Here is a 17,386-nt window from a genome sequence, read left to right as displayed (position 1 = left end):
GTATGAGCCATTAGCTCAGTCGGTAGAGCATCTGACTTTTAATCAGAGGGTCGAAGGTTCGAGTCCTTCATGGCTCACCATTTTAATTTCATATTGCGGGTGTGGCGGAATTGGCAGACGCACCAGACTTAGGATCTGGCGCCGCAAGGCGTGGGGGTTCGACTCCCTTCACCCGCACCATTTTAAGCGGAAGTAGTTCAGTGGTAGAACATCACCTTGCCAAGGTGGGGGTCGCGGGTTCGAATCCCGTCTTCCGCTCCATTATTTTGCGCCCGTAGCTCAATTGGATAGAGCGTTTGACTACGGATCAAAAGGTTAGGGGTTCGACTCCTCTCGGGCGCGCCATATTACGGGGAGTAGCTCAGCTTGGTAGAGCACTTGGTTTGGGACCAAGGGGTCGCAGGTTCGAATCCTGTCTTCCCGACCAGCGACACTTCTTTTATTACATGGGGCCTTAGCTCAGCTGGGAGAGCGCCTGCTTTGCACGCAGGAGGTCAGCGGTTCGATCCCGCTAGGCTCCACCATAAATATTTAGTCATAATGGCGGTGTAGCTCAGCTGGCTAGAGCGTACGGTTCATACCCGTGAGGTCGGGGGTTCGATCCCCTCCGCCGCTACCAATATGCTTATTTTTTATTGCATCGGAGGAATACCCAAGTCCGGCTGAAGGGATCGGTCTTGAAAACCGACAGGCGGGTCAAACCGCGCAGGGGTTCGAATCCCCTTTCCTCCTCCATATTTTATTTAATAATACTATCGCGGGGTGGAGCACGCCCGTATAATCTTCGAAGGAATTACTTCAGCGCACCGATTGAGCTGCTGCTTGAATAATCTTTCTGAAATCGGGGCGGTACTTCATTGAATAAGCTGCGAGATGAAATGCTAGATGTGAGCATGGAAAAATCACATAAATAATACTATCGCGGGGTGGAGCAGTCCGGTAGCTCGTCGGGCTCATAACCCGAAGGTCGCAGGTTCAAATCCTGCCCCCGCAATCTGGTCCGGTAGTTCAGTTGGTTAGAATGCCTGCCTGTCACGCAGGAGGTCGCGGGTTCGAGTCCCGTCCGGACCGCCATTTTTACAAAAAGCAAATAATATGTGGCTCAGTAGCTCAGTCGGTAGAGCAAAGGACTGAAAATCCTTGTGTCGGCGGTTCGATTCCGTCCTGAGCCACCATTTCCTTAGTCTTTTCAGACTTGGAGGGGTAGCGAAGTGGCTAAACGCGGCGGACTGTAAATCCGCTCCTTCGGGTTCGGCAGTTCGAATCTGCCCCCCTCCACCATTTATATAGGGGTATAGTTTAATGGTAAAACGAAGGTCTCCAAAACCTTTGATGTGGGTTCGATTCCTGCTACCCCTGCCAGTAGGATAGTGGCGGTTGTGGCGAAGTGGTTAACGCATCGGATTGTGGCTCCGACATTCGTGGGTTCGATTCCCATCAATCGCCCCATTATTCTTTTAGACAGCATTATTATTGGGCTATAGCCAAGCGGTAAGGCACCGGACTTTGACTCCGTCACTCGCAGGTTCGAATCCTGCTAGCCCAGCCATTTTTAAGGCAGCATAGCCAAGTGGTAAGGCAGAGGTCTGCAAAACCTCCATCCCCGGTTCAAATCCGGGTGTTGCCTCCAACTGATAATCATATGCGGGTGTAGTTTAGTGGTAAAACCTCAGCCTTCCAAGCTGATGATGAGGGTTCGATTCCCTTCACCCGCTCCAACATATGGGCCTATAGCTCAGCTGGTTAGAGCGCACGCCTGATAAGCGTGAGGTCGATGGTTCGAGTCCATTTAGGCCCACCATTATACATACCATTTTCAAACTAATTCCAATAGGGATTGGTTTTTTTGTTTATAGAAACTTTTCTTGAAATGGTTATGGGATACCTATTTAAAAGCTTCTGTTCCCAAATCTTTGTATCAATCAATATGTATAAAGCCTGTCTCTTAGAGAGACAGGTTTTTTTAAAATAAAGAAAAGTAGATGATGGAGTTTCGTTTAAATTTCTTCCTGTAAGTTAGGAAGTTTGAATGCAAGGGAACGAAAGAGGATTAATCATTCCTAAGACAACGGGAAAGGGGATATAAGTGACAAAAAGTCTAATTGTACCTAAAGAAGAAAAGCGAATATGAAGAGGCGAGATCTTAAGACTCCCCATTAGCATGGGGTTATTCGTGAGTAGATCTTTTGTGAACTATTTGTGAATCGTCATGCTTGCCAGTATAGAATTCAATGGAGGAAAACCTTGATATTACTGTGTTTTTGCTTATATCTCAGCATCTTTGCCTGCGAATATATGAAAAAAGTGTGATTCATTTCACTTTTATGAAAACCCTTCTCAACTATGATGTAGGTAACAAAGCTAAGGAGCTGATAGAAGGTGGAAACGCGAAAAGTGGTCCAGAGCAGTTCAAAGGAACATAACTCTCTAAGGGGTACGTTCTTTTCAGTTACAGTTGTGGGGCTTGGGATCTTTGTTACTTATTTAATTGTGTATGGCCTGTACATGACCAGATTATAGGGGGGATATAAAATGATGCATCGGTCGGAGAAGATATGGCTGATATTAAGCTTTGGAATGATTATTGGATTCATGTTGATTACGGGCTATCAGACATTCGCCCTGGAGATGGGGCCGCCAAGCTATGGAGAGCGAATTGATCCTCAAAAAGTGGATGAAACAGCGCCATTCGATAATCCCGGGATTAAAAAGGTAGGCGAGAAAGAGTATGAAGTAGTCATGACCCTTCAGGTATTCAGCTTTACCCCAAATGAAATTGAAGTTCCTGCAGGATCAACGGTTCATTTTACTATGACATCAAAAGATGTCGTGCATGGCTTTCAGGTTGCTGACACGAACTTAAATGCAATGGTTGTGCCTGGCTATGTACAAAAGATCACTCAGAAATTTGATAAGCCGGGTGAATATTTGGTTCTTTGCAATGAGTACTGCGGTGCAGGCCATCAGATGATGAGTACTACCATTACGGTGAAATAAAGGGGGGATAACAGTGGAAACAGTTATTAAGCAAACGGGAAAAACACAAGCTTTTAAGGATAAAGCAAATAAAGTTATGGGAATTAGCCTGGAGGATGCAAAAATAACGAAATCATATTTATCTGTTGCTTTTTTAGCCATCCTGCTGGGCGGAATACTTGGACTTTTGCAAGGACTGAACCGGGCTGGAATGCTGGAATTGCCGGCATGGCTGAACTATTATCAGGTTCTTACAGCTCACGGTCTGCTGCTGGTAGTCGTTCTTTCGGCTTTCTTCACAATTGGTTACTTCTATGCTGGATTATCGCATACTCTGGGAGGACTGCTTCCTAAGGTAAGAAAGATGGCCTGGATTGGCTTCTGGATGAAGATTTTCGGATTTGTCCTAGCTGTGATTCCGATTTTAATGAATGAAGCATCTGTTATGTATACTTTCTATCCGCCAATGGCTGCTTCACCCATTTTCTATATCGGCTTAGTCTTCATTGTATTGGGTGTATGGATGTGCGCCTTTGGTGCATTTATTAATGTGGCTAGCTGGCGAAAGAGGAATCCCGGCCAGCATATCCCTATTCTTTCTTTCTTTGCAACCGGTGTATTTGTTCTCTTATTTTTTGGAAGCATACCTGTAGCCATTGAGGTTTTTACCATTATCCCTTGGGCTTTTGGATGGGTGGAGACAATAAATGTCATGGTTGCACGCACGCTGTTCTGGGCGTTCGGCCATACGCTGGTAAACATCTGGTATTTAACGGCAGTCTCTGCCTGGTATGTTATAGTACCGAAGATTATTGGCGGCCGAAGATGGAATGACCTTTTAACAAGGATTGTGGTTATTGCACTAGTAATTATGAATATTACCGGCGGCTTCCATCATCAGATTATTGATCCTGGTATTTCTGAACCTGTGAAATACATGCATGTGTTTATGAGTTTGGCAATTGGTTTCCCTTCATTAATGACTGCTTATGCTATGTTTGCCGTATTTGAGCGTACAGCGAGAAAGAAAGGCGGAAGAGGTCTTATCGGCTGGTATAAGAAACTTCCTTGGGGAGATGTTCGATTCCTCGCACCATTTATCGCGATGGCTGCTTTTATTCCTGCCGGAGCGGGAGGAATAGTACAAAGCACAAACCAATTGAACCAGGTAGTTCATAACACAATGTGGATTGTCGGTCATTTCCACTTAACACTTGGCATGTCTGTCGTCATGACGTTCTTCGGTATCAGCTACTGGCTTATTCCCTATGTATCAAAAAGAATGCTGACACCGCAGATCAATAAACTTGGGGTTATACAAACGATCATATGGACGCTCGGTATGATCATCATGTCCGGTGCGATGCACTGGGTGGGTCTGCTGGGTTCTCCAAGAAGAACTTCCTATTCAACATACTTTGACAATGCAACTGCTTTAAGCTGGGATCCTTATCTGTTCTTCCTGGCTATCGGTGGTACCCTTCTGATGATCGGTGTACTTATGCAGGTATATGCTGTATTCTACCTCATGTTCTTTGCGCCAAAAGGAAACACAGAATTCCCTGTTGCGGATGTAGAAGAGGATGAAGCGCCAACACCTAGATGGACAGAGCGCTGGGGGTTATGGATTGTGTGTATGATTGTCCTTGTCGGCATGGCTTATGTCATTCCATTGGTCGATTTTATTGTCAATGCTCCTCCAGGTTCACCTCCTTATAAAACCTGGTAAGGAAAGAGAGATAGCTCGGGTGCTGGGCTGTCTCTTTCTTTTAAAAGGAAGTGATGAATCATGTTTCCAAAAAATAAAACGGCACTTTCAAGCTTGGTTGTACTGGTGTTTGGCGTGATACTTTTTTACATTGGCACAGATGGCTTTCAGGCTTTTACTGCTGAAACAGCCAGGGTTAATCAGTTAATGGATGAAAAGCCCAAGTTCCCGGATGTAACGCTTGAAGATAATAACGGGAAGACCTATTCTTTCACAGAATTTGAAGGGAAGTATGTGTTTATTACCTTTTTATATACTTCATGCGGTACTGTTTGTCCTGAACTGGAGGTTAATATGTCTGAAGTATATAAACGGATTCCAGAAAAGTATATTGGCCAAGATATTCAATTCCTGAGCATTAGTTTTGATCCAAAGCGGGATACTCCCAAAACATTGGAAACTTACCGCAAGGCTTTTGGCAGTGACGGAGAAACGTGGAGAATGGCGAGGATACCGAAACAGATGGAGCTTGAATCTCTGCTTGATCGATTTGGCGTCATTGTCATTCCAGATGAATACGGCAATTTTGCCCATAACTCTGCCTTTTATCTGGTGAATCCAAAAGGACAGTTAGTTGAAGTCATGGATTACACCTTAATTGAAGAAGCGGCTGAACGGATAACGGAGATTCTGGAGAGCGGAGGGGAAGAATGATGAAGTCATCAGTTTACGGATTACTCCTGCTGCTTGTATTGATGCTTCCGCCTGCAGCTGATTTTCTGGAGTCCATCATGATTACCCATATGCATATGCAAATGCCTTTACTGGTGATCTCTGGTATATTCATGGCAAAGTTCTTTCAGAATCGCTTCACGGGATTTTTCTCAAAATGGAATGAAAACGGAGTGCCGGGTATATTGCTGTTTTCAATCATTCTGGTGTATTGGTCTCTGCCAAGGACAATGGATGAAGCATTGACGCTTACGAGTGTGGAAGTCTTTAAATTTATCTCACTTCCATTTTTGGGCGGTGTGCCATTGCGGGACAGCTGGCCAAAGCTAAGTTCATTTTGGAAGCATGCTCTCATTATTTTCTTTACTATCTTATTTTTAGCTCTGGGATGGCTATACATCTGGTCCCCTGTACAGCTTTGCAATAACTATTTGGTCATCGAGCAGATTACGCTGGGTTGGGGTTTTATTTCAACTGCGTTTGCAATGGTTATTTACTTGATTTATAGCTATTTTATGGATTTTTCTAAATATGAGTAAAAGAATGACTGCTGCCGTCTTGGGAGCAGTTTTTACATTTATCAGCTGGTTTATCTGCTTCAATAAAAGAATAATGGCAGAAAATCATAAATATATATGAGAAGGAGTGAGTAATTGGGGAGGGGAAAACATGGCGAATCCAATAGTCGTTAGATCGCTGGATGAAATTAAATTTTGGTCCAGGATTATGAAAGAACATGCACTATTTTTAAGTTTGGGGTTTACCTATGAACAGAAACAATTAATTGCCGAAGCACAGCAATTTATCGCTTTATTTGAAAGAATCGAGGAAAAGCTGGCCAGATTTACAATCAACTCAGAACTTAGCCAGGTTCAGGCATTTAATAATGAGGTTTATCAAGCAGCTGCTGCCATCTGGAGCTATAAGAGGAAAGTGCTGGGGCTGACATTAAGATGCGAAATCCGTTCAAATAATTTTCCTTTATTGATTGACCATATCAGCAGAGAAGCTGCATACTTTGCAAATCGATTAAAAGACCTCAACTCAGGGATACTCGCACCAAAACCGGAGGCCATTATAGAAGAAAATGTCTTCTTTTTAAGGATCATGGCTGACCATGCTAAGTTTATTGGCCATTTACTGGATCCTTCGGAAAGAAAGCTGGTAGAACAGGCAAGAGAGTTTAGCCATGATTTCGACCAATTGGTCTTTCAAGCTGTTGATCTTGACTCTATGCAGCCTGAATCAGAAACGAAACCAATACTTAGCTATTTTTTAAATGAGAATAAAGTATCAGTTGCTTCATTGAGGGATTTCAAGAAAACAGCCAGAGAATTAATAGAGGCATGCCGGATCAAAAGCAATATTCATCCTCTTCTGGCTGATCATACGTTTAGAGAAGCTGAGAGATTTTTGGAAATTATTGATTTGTTTGAGACGAGTCTTAAGAAGGCTTAGATTTGCTTGGAAGATGGGCTGTTTCTTTCAGGCTGTACAAATTCTGTTTCCTCTTTATGTACATTAAGATGATTCAAATCAAGCCAGCCTATTACGGGGCTGGCTTGATTTTTCACTAGTGCAACTTAATTGCATTTTGCTTATTTATTTAATAAAAGACAAAAAGATTGCTCTAGACCCACCCGAATTCCGCTTGGTAATATAATCAAGGGTAAATTAGGAGGCTGGGGCATGGAAGAGGAAAAGTATTATAACCTTAAGTTAGGCGAACGTGCTGCTTTTATTAGTATTGCAGCTTATATATGTCTTTCTGTACTAAAATTAACAATTGGATATGTGAGTGACTCTGCAGCTTTGAAAGCGGATGGGTTGAATAATACAACAGATATAATCGCTTCAATTGCAGTGCTTATAGGGCTTAGGATTTCTCAGCGTCCGCCGGATAAAAATCATGGGTATGGCCATTGGAAGAGTGAGACCATTGCTTCCATGGTAGCTTCCTTCATAATGGCTGCAGTAGGTCTTCAAGTTCTGCTTAATGCTGTTTCATCCATGTTTGATGGAGTTAATGAATCTCCTGATATTTTTGCGGCATATACCGGAGTTATTTCTGGAGTTGCAATGTACTTTGTATACCGATACAATAAAAATTTAGCTATGAAGATTAACAGCAAGGCCGTAATGGCAGCGGCAAAGGACAATATTTCAGACGCATGGGTGAGTATAGGCACTGCCGTCGGAATTTTTGGTTCGCAGCTGAACATGCCATGGCTTGATCCATTAACAGCCGTTTTTGTCGGGTTTTTAATATGCAAAACGGCTTGGGATATTTTTGTACAAGCCTCCCATGAACTATCTGATGGATTTGATGAAAAAAAGATTAAGCATTATCAGGATGTCATCAAAAATGTAGACGGGGTAAAAGGCATTAAAGATATTAAAGGCAGAAGCTATGGAAACAATGAAGTGATTGATGTGGTTATTCTGGTTAATTCCAAGCTTGATATTAAGGAAGCCCATGATATTGCGACACATGTGGAGAAAGTAATGATGAAGGATTATGGGGTTTATGATGTTCACGTCCATGTGGAACCGAATTAAAAAAGAAATGCGTCTCTTGATGAGGCGCATTTCTTTTTCTAGCTGAACATTTTATCCAATTCCCGTAAATGATCATAGGCATTTACCAGTTGTTCCGGTACTATTTTTCTTCCAAAATCCCAGGAGTTTTTTTCTATTTCAGACATGAGCTGTTCTTTCTCGTCATCTTCTCCGTACATTAGCGTTCTTATATCATGTTTGTTTTTCTTGAAGTCCAGATAATACCCGATTTCATGGAATAGCATTAATTTAACCAGGTTCTCATCTGTTTCTTTTATTTTAAAATTAATTTTTGCTATGTAGCCGTTCACTTTCAGGTAGTTAAACTTAATTGTATTTGTTGAAACGTTGTAGCTCATGGGTGCAGTAAGTGTATTGCAGAACTCATAGTTAATATCCAATTGGAACCCATCCAAGGTGTTTTTTATAATCTTTTCGATATCCCATATGTAAAGCACGTATTCTGTTGATCTCCTTTCTTTTAATAGTTTAAGTTGATTATAAGACATTAAGGAAAACCGTGATATGTTTTTCTGAAAATAGGAACAAGCTACCATGATCTATATTGTTTTTCAGAATGGAAAACATATAACTGAGCTGGGCTGCTGCATGCATTTTTAATATGTTAAGCTAAATGATAGATTTTAATATCAGATTAAGAGCTTAACTTTATAGAATCATGCTGGTTTGCAACGAAAATTCTTTTAGATAGGGGTTTAGTGATGAATCGTTCATTTTACGCTCTTCTAGTAAGCCAGACAGCAGCGAATCTTGGGTTTGCCCTGTACACGATGGCTGTGGTGCTGCATTTGTATAATGAAACAGGGAGCACAGCACTTTCTGCAGCCGTCACATTGGTTAGTGTCATATCGAGAATGATCAGCAATATACTGCTTCCATCCATTTCGGATAGATCTCAGCCAATAAATCTATTGAAGTTTTCCCAGATAAGCCAGATCGTTCTGATTGCTGGATTAATGATGTTACTCTCGCAGCAAATGACGGATTTTATGTTAATGGCTATTTTCTTTGTGTTGGCCCTTATATCCTTTTTTAATGGCATTTTCTCACCTATTAAAATATCCATGGTAAAAGCTGTTATTCCTAAAAAGCAAAGAGTCAAAGCGAATAGCCTGCTCTCAAGTGTTGACCAGACTTTCTTGTTTGCAGGGTGGACTTTTGGTGGTATCCTGTTAGCTTTCCTTGGCAAACAATTCACATTGATTATTACGATCATTCTACTTTTTATTTCTCTTCTAAGCTTGTTTTTGATAAAAATAAGCCAATCACCTGCTGTGAACTCAAACTTCCGAATGCTGTCCAGTCTAATGGCTGGCTGGAAATTGCTCTTCCAGGATAAAGGGCTTCGAGTCCTGATCATAATGGATTTAATAGAAGCTTGGGCTGGAACGATTTGGATTGGTGCGGTTACGTTAACCTATGTGGAGGATGCCCTTGGAAAGGGGGAGTCTTGGTGGGGCTATATTAACGGAGGATATTACTTAGGCACTATTGCTGGAGGAATCCTCATTTACCGGCTTTCTTATTTACTGCAAGGCCGTTTGATTATTTTTATGCTGATTGGCTCCAGTGCTTTCGGGATTCTTACTTTGGGGTATGGTTTTATATCGAATCCTTTCTTAGCGCTGCTATTTGTAATATTGATGGGACCTTCCTATCAGCTGCGGGATCTTGCACAAACCACTATGTATCAAAATAGTGCAGATGAAACAATGCTCACGAAAATTCTTGCTGCTAAATCTGTCTTAAACGAATTGATTTTCGTTGTCTCCATTTTGGGCATAGGGGTCTTAACTGATCTAATCGGTGTCCGGTTTATTTATATTTTATCAGGAATATTATTAATCATTTCGTCCATCTTTGGTTTTATTCAGCTGAAGCTTCAAGGTAAAGGTAATGCATTAGAAGCTGGCAGTTAGGAGGGCTAAAGGCAATGGGGAGAGCAATAAAGGATATAAGCTGACGGCAATGGCCATTTTTTGAAACCTTGCTGTTTGTGATCCGTAAATATAGGTAATCGACTAATTCCTCGCGGGGTGAAAATTTGCAAAATAAAAAACAAACGGTTGTTTCCATTTCAATGATGAAATTGCAGGTTTATTTATTCATTGCAACGATTGCGCTGGTATTTGGAGTGCTCTTTTTACATGCCGTAATTTATGGCGGAGGCGAAATGTCTTTTGATCTTATAGGTACGCTACTATTTTTAGCTGGTATGGTCGTTATAGTTGTTATGCATGAAGTCATCCATTTGGCAGGTTTTCGCTATATTGGCGGTGTCCCATGGAGTGAAATGTCCTGGGGAGTCAATTTGAAATTGGGTGTGGCCTATGCTCATGCCAAACAGCCAGTGACGGTTCAGCAAATGAAAAAGGTTTTAATGCTGCCATTCATTCCGACAGGTTTATTGCCCCTTGTTCTTGGAATGGTACTGAATATGCCTGGCTTATCGATATTAGGGGCGATATTGACAGTTGGGTGTTTTGGAGACCTTGTTTTGTATAAGAAGCTCTTAAAATTTCCAAATGATGCTCTTGTCATTGACCATCCGACTAAACCGCAATTTACAGTTTATGAATAGGCTGCAATTCCATATGTTTAAGAACTTTTATGTTTGTTGTCCCACCCGATAAATAGTTGGGTGAAAAAAAAAGCAACCAGGGCCGCCAGTGATGATATTAGGAGGTTTCTCATTGAATCCAGTCCATAAAGCTGGATCCCTATCAATTTGGATGTATTTGTACACAATCTCCAGTTTTCAAAAACAATGGCTGTCTTATGAAAAAATGGAAAAAAGACGCCGAACAGCATGAGAAAATAAATATACCTTTTCATTATCCGATTCCTTTCTTTCTGATCCTAATAGAAGGATATGATGTCGATCCTGCTATTAGTATTAAATGGATAAGAAAAAAGGACAGTCGCCGAGCTGTCCTTTTTCAGTCTATTCTCTTTATGCGTCCATCAATAGCGGAGCTGAATGGCTGTGCTGAATTCTGTATATAGTCCACTAGTGCATCTATATCACTTGGGCCGGTACCTCTGTTTGTTCCTTTTCGGAATCCTGTAAAATTGTCTCCTCCATCAGCGAGATAGGTATTTACAGTGACCGAATAGTTTTTGTTCGGCTCAAGTAATATTCCGTCAGACAGATATATATCATTTATTTTTTCACCTCTAGGCTTGCTGTCATCCCAAGTATAAGTGAGTCCAGAGATCTGAAGAATTCTAGTTGTATTTGGCTGCCATTGCTGATTGAGGACATCACGAATTTGGCTGCCTGTCAGGTTCATTTTGACAAGCTGATTGCTGAAGGGAAGGACGACATATAAGTTTCCCCATGTAACACGGCCAGCGTCAATGTCTGCCCGGATTCCTCCTGGATTGATGAAAGCGAAATCTGTTTCCATCACTGCCCGCTGAGAATCGGCAATAAGATTGCCCAGGGCTGATTCACCGCTTCTGTTTTGTTCGGCTGTGATTGAAATTGCTGCAGTGCCGATATATCTGTTCACAGTGGATTCTACTTTTCTTTCATAGCGCTCGATCATCCTGGTTATGTCGTTTGCGGGCTGGATATTCTCTTGAAAAACATTCACAATTTCAGAGTGCTTGTGGACAATATCCTTTGTCTGGGGATCTATTTCTATATCTACATCAGAAAAGGCAGTGCCATATGAGTAGGCCTGTACAAGAAGCTTTCCATCCACCACACTGTTCAGATAGTCATGACTATGGCCTCCGAACATAATATCCACTTCGTCATCCACCTGATGGGCCAACTCTATTAACTGGCCTCTTGCATGCTCTCCATTTGATTTTGATTTTCCAGGGACATGCGCCAGTACCACAATGGCTCTTACTCCTTGTTTTTTAAGTTCTCGGACATACTTGTTGATGGCTTCAGCTTCATCGGTGAAAATCAGATCTTTCACACTGTTAGGCGCGGAAAGGGCCGGTGTTTCTTTCGTGATGACTCCGATAAATCCAATTGGGATCCCGCTGACGTTTACTATTTTATATGGAGGAAGGAAGGGCTTGCCTGACTTTTGGCTGATGACATTGGCTGCAATCCAAGGGAAATGGGATCCGGAATAATCTTTTGTTGCTGAAGGGATGCTGCCGCTTAGCAGACGAAGCAGTTCATCAGATCCTCGATCAAATTCATGATTGCCGATCGTGCCGATATCAAACCCCATCTTATTCAAAAATTCAATAGTCGGTTCATCCCGCAGAAGAGCGGATACTGGCGGACTGGCTCCAATCATGTCTCCAGCATGAAGTAAAATGGTGTTTTCATTTTCAGAAGCACGCTGCCGCAAATAGGCAGCGAGGTAATCAGCGCGTCCTGCAGGTCTGCCGTTAACCTGCCGAGTGACATTCAGCTGCCCATGGAAATCATTAATGCCCAGCAATTGAATTTGCTTGTATGGTGCTTCTGAACGTTCTTCAACATGGCCGTGATATTCTTCAGAAAGGCCCTGCTGATCCCATTGTTCTTTTACTGCAGCCTGTCCGCTGTATAGAGGCATTCCCAGGAAGCTAAATAATATAAGGGAGAAAAGTACTTTCATCATTCATCCTCCAGTAATTGTGGCAGGGATAGTATTTGCAGATATTAGGGATTTAATCGGATGATGGGGTATTAAAGATAGGAAAAGTTTGGCCACTTGCCAAAAGGGTAAGGTCTTAAAGAACATGATACTGCAAAAGGAGATGACAATACATGAATGATAAGAAGCTATGGCTATCAATTCCATTGAGTGCAGGATTATTGTTGGCAGGATGCGGAACGGATGAACAGGATCCGCCTCCGGAAACGGAAGATGTGGAATTGGAAGATAATCAGATGGAAGAAAACAATAATGAAGATAGTGAAATGCAGGATCCTGGCACATCAGAAGAATCTGATATGGAGGAGCCCGGCATGAATGAAGAATCACCACAAGATGAAGAGAGTATGGATGAAAGTGATATGGATATGAATGATGAGGAGTCTGACGGGAATTAACCTGCATAAGTCGCGGAAAACGTCTGCGGCTGATTTGATGTACATTCAGAAGAAAAAAACTGAATTAAGGAAAACGAGGTTAGGAGCAGAATAAAGGCAAAATTTTTCGTCTGACAGAATTCTGAAAAAAATTCCTTTCATTTGTTTCCGCCATTCTGTATACTAGAATTGAATTTAATAGCAATAACTAGGGGTGCCCAATAGCTTGGGCTGAGAAAGAAACGCGCTAAAGTTTCTTGACTCTTTGGACCTGATCTGGATCATACCAGCGTGGGGAAGTTAGAATGTGCAAAAGAGTTTTTTTGTGCAAAGACATCTGCGTTTAAGCCGGTCCATCTTTATGTGGACCGGCTTTTTTACATATCTGGCACTTCCTTGGTTCCAGGTCTCGTCCTTACATTTTTAATTAGGGAGAGATGATCAATGACTGCAAGTTCTTTAAATCATGAGAGTATTTCTATTATGTCGAGCTTTACTGGCAGCAAAAAAGTATATGTGGAGGGATCCAGGACTGATATAAAGGTTCCGGTGCGAGAGATAGAATTAAGCCCCACTGCCGGAACGTTTGGTGAAGAAGTCAATGAGCCGGTTCGTGTATATGATACGAGTGGACCTTATACCGATCCTCAGTATACGGCAGATCTAAAAAAAGGGCTTCCTGCATTAAGAAGAAAGTGGATTCATGAACGCGGAGATGTTGAAGAGTACGAAGGTCGAAAAGTGAAGCCCGAGGATAATGGGTTTCGCGACAAAAATGATTCGCGTGCCAATCATAAAGTCTTTCCCGGCTTAAACCGCAAGCCATTGAGAGCGGAAAAAGGGAAGAATGTCACCCAGTTACACTATGCAAAAAAGGGGATCATAACCCCTGAGATGGAGTTTATAGCCATTCGGGAAAATATGGAACCGGAATTTGTGCGGTCTGAAGTAGCAAGAGGACGGGCGATTATTCCTTCCAATATCAATCACCCTGAGACCGAGCCAATGATTATCGGAAGGAATTTTCATGTGAAAATTAATGCGAACATTGGAAACTCGGCTGTTTCATCCTCTATTGAAGAAGAGGTAGAGAAAATGACCTGGGCTACCCGATGGGGAGCAGATACAATTATGGATCTGTCTACAGGCAAAAATATTCATACTACACGCGAATGGATTATTAGAAACTCCGCCGTTCCGGTCGGTACTGTTCCCATTTATCAGGCACTTGAAAAGGTTAATGGCATTGCCGAGGATCTTACGTGGGAAGTATACAGGGATACCTTAATTGAACAAGCAGAGCAGGGGGTTGACTACTTTACGATTCATGCAGGTGTCCTTTTGAGGTATGTTCCGCTGTCGGCAAAGCGCTTGACCGGAATTGTGTCGAGGGGCGGATCCATTATGGCCCAATGGTGCCTGCATCATCATAAAGAGAACTTTTTATATACACACTTTGAAGAAATCTGCGAGATCATGAAAGCTTATGATGTGGCCTTCTCCCTGGGGGATGGACTGCGGCCGGGATCGATTGCAGATGCAAATGACGAGGCTCAGTTTGCGGAGCTTGAAACACTTGGGGAATTGACGAAGATTGCTTGGGAACAGGATGTACAGGTAATGGTCGAGGGACCTGGCCATGTTCCAATGCACTTAATCAAGGAGAATATGGATAAACAATTGGACATCTGTAAAGAAGCACCATTCTACACACTTGGACCCCTTACGACTGATATAGCTCCGGGATATGACCATATTACCTCTGCAATCGGGGCTGCCATGATAGGCTGGTATGGGACTGCAATGCTTTGCTATGTTACCCCAAAAGAACATTTGGGTTTGCCGAATAGAGACGATGTCCGCGAGGGTGTCATCACGTATAAAATTGCCGCGCATGCTGCAGATCTGGCAAAGGGACATCCTGGAGCGCAAAAAAGGGATGATGCCCTGTCAAAGGCACGTTTTGAATTCCGCTGGAGAGATCAATTCAATCTCTCATTGGATCCTGAGCGCGCTTTGGAATTCCATGATGAAACCCTGCCTGCTGAAGGGGCAAAAACCGCTCATTTCTGTTCCATGTGCGGGCCGAAATTTTGCAGTATGAGAATTTCCCAAGATATCCGGAATTATGCAAAAGAGCATAAGCTTGAAACCGACGAAGCGATACAGAAGGGACTGGAAGAAAAAGCTGAGGAATTTAATAAGGCCGGGGGAAACATTTATCAGTAATCTTTTTATAGTTTAATAGAAATTTATATCCGCTGGGGGTGCCTGTTGGCAGGCTGAGATTAAAGCAAATACTTTAAGACCCTTGGAACCTGATCTGGTATGAATACCAGCGTAGGGAAGTGGAGTATCAGGTCTATATTCCAGGGCCTCATACCCCCACTTTCTATTTTGAAGGTGGTTTTTTATTTACAGAAAATCTAAAAATAGCTTGGGAGCATCGGCTATGAAAAAACAGCTGCATGTTATATCAGATGGAAAGCTTTCTCTAGAGGCTTTTGCTGAGATAGCAGGTAAAGTGGCACCCTTTGCAGACAAGTTCCACTTAAGGGAAAAAAATCGAACCTCAAGGGAGCTATATGAAGGGGTTGAGCTGCTTTGTAATGAAGGAATCCCCATTCATAAAATTGTAATCAATGATCGGGTGGATGTTGCATGGACATGTAAAACAGGTGTTCATCTTGCTTTTCACAGCCTTCCAGTCCATGTTGTCAAAACGCATTTTCTGGATATGCCCATCGGATGTTCTGTACATTCTCTTGAAGAAGCAGAAGAGGCTGCAAAACAGGGGGCTGATTATGTCCTGTTTGGGCACATATTTAGAACCGATTCCAAGAAGGGAGTTCCGCCAAGGGGCACTGGGTCACTTCAGGCTCTTAAAAAGGCAGTAGAAATTCCGGTATTGGCAATTGGAGGCATTAAACCAGAAAAAGTCCCAGAGGTTTTGGAGGCAGGGGCAGATGGCATTGCTGTAATGTCAGGGATATTGCAGGCAAAGGACCCTGTAGAGGCAGCGAAGCTCTTTTCAAATAAGTTAAATGCGGAGGGGAAATGATGAGGAAAATATTTGATGCCCTTATAGTTGGTGGTGGCATTAACGGAAGCTCCATTGCTTTTCAACTGGCTAAAAGAGGGTGTAAAGTGGCCGTTTTGGATAAGGGAAAAATAGCCGGAAAGGCTTCCGGAGCGGCAGCTGGAATTTTAGGAGCCCAAACGGAACTGACAGAAGACGGTCCGCTATTCCAGCTGGCATGCAAAAGCCGATCTATGTACCAGAGCCTGATTCCTGAACTGGAAGATTTAACACAAGTGCACATCGGCTATCAAAATAAGGGTGTATATAAAGTGGCTGCTAATAAAGAAGAGGAGCTGGTATTAAAAAGATTGATAGAAAGCCAGCAAAAAGCGGATGAGCAGGCCGAATGGTTTACGATTGATGACCTGATCAAACGTGAACCATTCGTATCAAACAAATTGAGGGGGGCCATGTATATACCGAATGACGGACAGGTCCAGGCATATGAATTGTCCCTTGCCTTTGCAAAAGCTTCAATAACCCTTGGCGCAGAAATATATGAGTATACACATGTATCAGATTTTATTTTAAAAGAAAAAAAGGTTTATGGAGTCAGAACCGGCCTGGGAGAACTTCTGGCAGATTCCGTTATTGTTGCATCTGGGGCCTGGAGCAGGGAGATTCTTGAAAGAACGGGCCTTTCGCTGCCCATTATTCCGGTTAAAGGCGAGTGCTTCTCAGTCAAGATTGAAAAACCGCTTGTACAGGGAACGATCTTTTCCCACGGATGCTATATCGTTCCAAAGCAATCTGGGAGATTGGTAGTTGGAGCGACGGTTAAGATAAATTCATTTGATGAGAAGGTGACCTTTGGGGGGATATCCTTGCTGATAGAAAAGGCTCAAAACCTGGTTCCGGAAATCGCGCATGCAGAATGGGAAGGTGCCTGGACAGGAATTCGTCCGCAATCGGCTGATGGGCTGCCTTTTTTGGGGCAACATCCAGCCTGTGAAGGGTTATACATTGCAGCTGGGCATTTTCGGAATGGCATCCTCCTTGCCCCGGCAACAGGAGAGCTGATGGCAGACATCCTCGAAGGCAAAACGGAGCAGCCTAACCCATTTGAGCTATCCCGCCTTGAATGTTTAGTCCATTCGTCAAAAGGGGTGCTTTTATGAATGTTGTCATTAACGGAGATGCTATGGTGCTGCCGGAAACAGTTAATTCTGTTTCACGTCTGCTCGAGCACTTTAATTTGGAGCAAAAGGTAGTCATTGTCGAACTAAACCAGCATATTTTGGATAAATCCATGCATGCTGAAACCATACTGACAGATGGAGATCGAATCGAAATTGTACACTTTGTAGGAGGCGGATGA

The 17,386-nt window shown here is 42.7% G+C and carries 16 protein-coding genes, 18 tRNA genes and 2 riboswitches; of the genes, 32 read left to right on the top strand and 2 right to left on the bottom strand.

Annotated features, from left to right (window positions below):
* The first annotated feature begins 4 nt into the window (after positions 1-4).
* From DFO72_RS22395 to DFO72_RS22275, 25 genes are all read left to right on the top strand, one after another.
* Positions 5-80, top strand: a tRNA-Lys gene (locus DFO72_RS22395).
* Positions 81-95: 15 nt separating this feature from the next.
* Positions 96-180: transfer RNA gene (locus DFO72_RS22390), tRNA-Leu, on the top strand.
* Positions 181-186: 6 nt separating this feature from the next.
* A tRNA-Gly gene (locus DFO72_RS22385) sits at positions 187-261 on the top strand.
* 7 nt (positions 262-268) lie between these two features.
* Positions 269-345: transfer RNA gene (locus tag DFO72_RS22380), tRNA-Arg, on the top strand.
* A 5-nt stretch (positions 346-350) separates the two neighbouring features.
* Positions 351-427: transfer RNA gene (locus tag DFO72_RS22375), tRNA-Pro, on the top strand.
* Positions 428-448: 21 nt separating this feature from the next.
* Positions 449-524 (top strand) — tRNA-Ala (locus DFO72_RS22370).
* A gap of 18 nt (positions 525-542) precedes the next feature.
* Positions 543-619 (top strand) — tRNA-Met (locus tag DFO72_RS22365).
* 23 nt (positions 620-642) lie between these two features.
* Positions 643-735: transfer RNA gene (locus tag DFO72_RS22360), tRNA-Ser, on the top strand.
* Positions 736-920: 185 nt separating this feature from the next.
* Positions 921-994, top strand: a tRNA-Met gene (locus tag DFO72_RS22355).
* 3 nt (positions 995-997) lie between these two features.
* Positions 998-1,074 (top strand) — tRNA-Asp (locus DFO72_RS22350).
* Between the two features lie 25 nt (positions 1,075-1,099).
* Positions 1,100-1,175, top strand: a tRNA-Phe gene (locus tag DFO72_RS22345).
* 22 nt (positions 1,176-1,197) lie between these two features.
* A tRNA-Tyr gene (locus DFO72_RS22340) sits at positions 1,198-1,281 on the top strand.
* Positions 1,282-1,288: 7 nt separating this feature from the next.
* Positions 1,289-1,362: transfer RNA gene (locus tag DFO72_RS22335), tRNA-Trp, on the top strand.
* Between the two features lie 11 nt (positions 1,363-1,373).
* A tRNA-His gene (locus DFO72_RS22330) sits at positions 1,374-1,449 on the top strand.
* Positions 1,450-1,474: 25 nt separating this feature from the next.
* Positions 1,475-1,549: transfer RNA gene (locus DFO72_RS22325), tRNA-Gln, on the top strand.
* Positions 1,550-1,556: 7 nt separating this feature from the next.
* Positions 1,557-1,630 (top strand) — tRNA-Cys (locus DFO72_RS22320).
* 14 nt (positions 1,631-1,644) lie between these two features.
* Positions 1,645-1,718, top strand: a tRNA-Gly gene (locus DFO72_RS22315).
* A gap of 6 nt (positions 1,719-1,724) precedes the next feature.
* Positions 1,725-1,801: transfer RNA gene (locus tag DFO72_RS22310), tRNA-Ile, on the top strand.
* A 578-nt stretch (positions 1,802-2,379) separates the two neighbouring features.
* The gene (locus DFO72_RS22305; RefSeq protein WP_134177280.1) at positions 2,380-2,520 is read left to right on the top strand and encodes a cytochrome c oxidase subunit 2A; all 141 of its coding nucleotides are present in this window, start codon (positions 2,380-2,382) and stop codon (positions 2,518-2,520) included.
* Between the two features lie 12 nt (positions 2,521-2,532).
* A complete protein-coding gene (locus tag DFO72_RS22300) occupies positions 2,533-2,997 on the top strand; it encodes a cytochrome c oxidase subunit II (protein ID WP_113884301.1) in 465 nt (154 codons plus the stop codon).
* A gap of 13 nt (positions 2,998-3,010) precedes the next feature.
* Positions 3,011-4,705, top strand: coding sequence for a cbb3-type cytochrome c oxidase subunit I (locus tag DFO72_RS22295; RefSeq protein WP_113884300.1), 1,695 nt, complete (start codon positions 3,011-3,013; stop codon positions 4,703-4,705).
* Positions 4,706-4,765: 60 nt separating this feature from the next.
* Positions 4,766-5,398, top strand: a complete 633-nt coding sequence (locus tag DFO72_RS22290; protein ID WP_113884299.1) for an SCO family protein — start codon at positions 4,766-4,768, stop codon at positions 5,396-5,398.
* Positions 5,395-5,955 carry a hypothetical protein gene (locus tag DFO72_RS22285; RefSeq protein ID WP_113884298.1) on the top strand — a complete coding sequence of 187 codons (561 nt, stop codon included), beginning with the start codon at positions 5,395-5,397 and terminating at the stop codon, positions 5,953-5,955. Before DFO72_RS22290 ends, DFO72_RS22285 begins: the two co-directional genes overlap by 4 nt.
* 130 nt (positions 5,956-6,085) lie before the next feature.
* Positions 6,086-6,874, top strand: a complete 789-nt coding sequence (locus DFO72_RS22280; RefSeq protein WP_113884297.1) for a DUF2935 domain-containing protein — start codon at positions 6,086-6,088, stop codon at positions 6,872-6,874.
* Between the two features lie 231 nt (positions 6,875-7,105).
* Positions 7,106-7,975 carry a cation diffusion facilitator family transporter gene (locus tag DFO72_RS22275; RefSeq protein WP_113884296.1) on the top strand — a complete coding sequence of 290 codons (870 nt, stop codon included), beginning with the start codon at positions 7,106-7,108 and terminating at the stop codon, positions 7,973-7,975.
* Between the two features lie 38 nt (positions 7,976-8,013).
* Here DFO72_RS22275 and DFO72_RS22270 read toward each other — a convergent pair whose 3' ends face one another.
* Positions 8,014-8,433: a hypothetical protein gene (locus DFO72_RS22270; RefSeq protein ID WP_113884295.1), complete on the bottom strand. Its 420-nt coding sequence runs from the start codon at positions 8,431-8,433 to the stop codon at positions 8,014-8,016.
* Between the two features lie 264 nt (positions 8,434-8,697).
* Between DFO72_RS22270 and DFO72_RS22265 the strand changes: the two genes are divergently transcribed.
* Complete coding sequence (locus DFO72_RS22265) at positions 8,698-9,915, top strand: MFS transporter (protein ID WP_113884294.1); 1,218 nt, start codon at positions 8,698-8,700, stop codon at positions 9,913-9,915.
* Between the two features lie 125 nt (positions 9,916-10,040).
* A complete protein-coding gene (locus tag DFO72_RS22260; RefSeq protein WP_113884293.1) occupies positions 10,041-10,577 on the top strand; it encodes a DUF3267 domain-containing protein in 537 nt (178 codons plus the stop codon).
* A 358-nt stretch (positions 10,578-10,935) separates the two neighbouring features.
* Here DFO72_RS22260 and DFO72_RS22255 read toward each other — a convergent pair whose 3' ends face one another.
* Positions 10,936-12,570 (bottom strand): bifunctional metallophosphatase/5'-nucleotidase, encoded by a 1,635-nt coding sequence (locus DFO72_RS22255; RefSeq protein ID WP_113884291.1) that lies wholly within the window; start codon positions 12,568-12,570, stop codon positions 10,936-10,938.
* Between the two features lie 152 nt (positions 12,571-12,722).
* Here DFO72_RS22255 and DFO72_RS22250 point away from each other — a divergent pair, with 152 nt between their 5' ends.
* The 5 genes from DFO72_RS22250 to thiS all read left to right on the top strand — a co-directional run bounded on the left by DFO72_RS22250 (position 12,723) and on the right by thiS (position 17,386).
* A complete protein-coding gene (locus tag DFO72_RS22250; RefSeq protein ID WP_113884290.1) occupies positions 12,723-13,007 on the top strand; it encodes a hypothetical protein in 285 nt (94 codons plus the stop codon).
* Positions 13,008-13,186: 179 nt separating this feature from the next.
* Positions 13,187-13,301, top strand: a riboswitch (TPP riboswitch).
* A gap of 129 nt (positions 13,302-13,430) precedes the next feature.
* On the top strand, positions 13,431-15,215 hold the full coding sequence (gene thiC, locus DFO72_RS22245) for a phosphomethylpyrimidine synthase ThiC (RefSeq protein ID WP_113884289.1): 1,785 nt from the start codon (positions 13,431-13,433) through the stop codon (positions 15,213-15,215).
* 24 nt (positions 15,216-15,239) lie between these two features.
* Positions 15,240-15,350: riboswitch (TPP riboswitch) on the top strand.
* A gap of 88 nt (positions 15,351-15,438) precedes the next feature.
* Positions 15,439-16,047, top strand: coding sequence for a thiazole tautomerase TenI (gene tenI / locus DFO72_RS22240; RefSeq protein WP_113884288.1), 609 nt, complete (start codon positions 15,439-15,441; stop codon positions 16,045-16,047).
* Positions 16,047-17,186, top strand: coding sequence for a glycine oxidase ThiO (gene thiO, locus DFO72_RS22235; RefSeq protein WP_113884287.1), 1,140 nt, complete (start codon positions 16,047-16,049; stop codon positions 17,184-17,186). The genes tenI and thiO overlap by 1 nt, the downstream gene beginning before the upstream one ends.
* Entirely contained in the window at positions 17,183-17,386 is a 204-nt protein-coding gene (gene thiS / locus DFO72_RS22230) for a sulfur carrier protein ThiS (RefSeq protein ID WP_113884286.1), read from the top strand. The genes thiO and thiS overlap by 4 nt, the downstream gene beginning before the upstream one ends.

Source organism: Cytobacillus oceanisediminis, assembly GCF_004366035.1.
In the GTDB taxonomy this organism is placed as follows: Bacteria; Bacillota; Bacilli; order Bacillales; family Cytobacillaceae; genus Cytobacillus; species Cytobacillus oceanisediminis_C.
The sequence above is the reverse complement of the archived record's forward strand: the minus strand, read 5'-3'. Positions and strand labels throughout refer to the sequence as shown.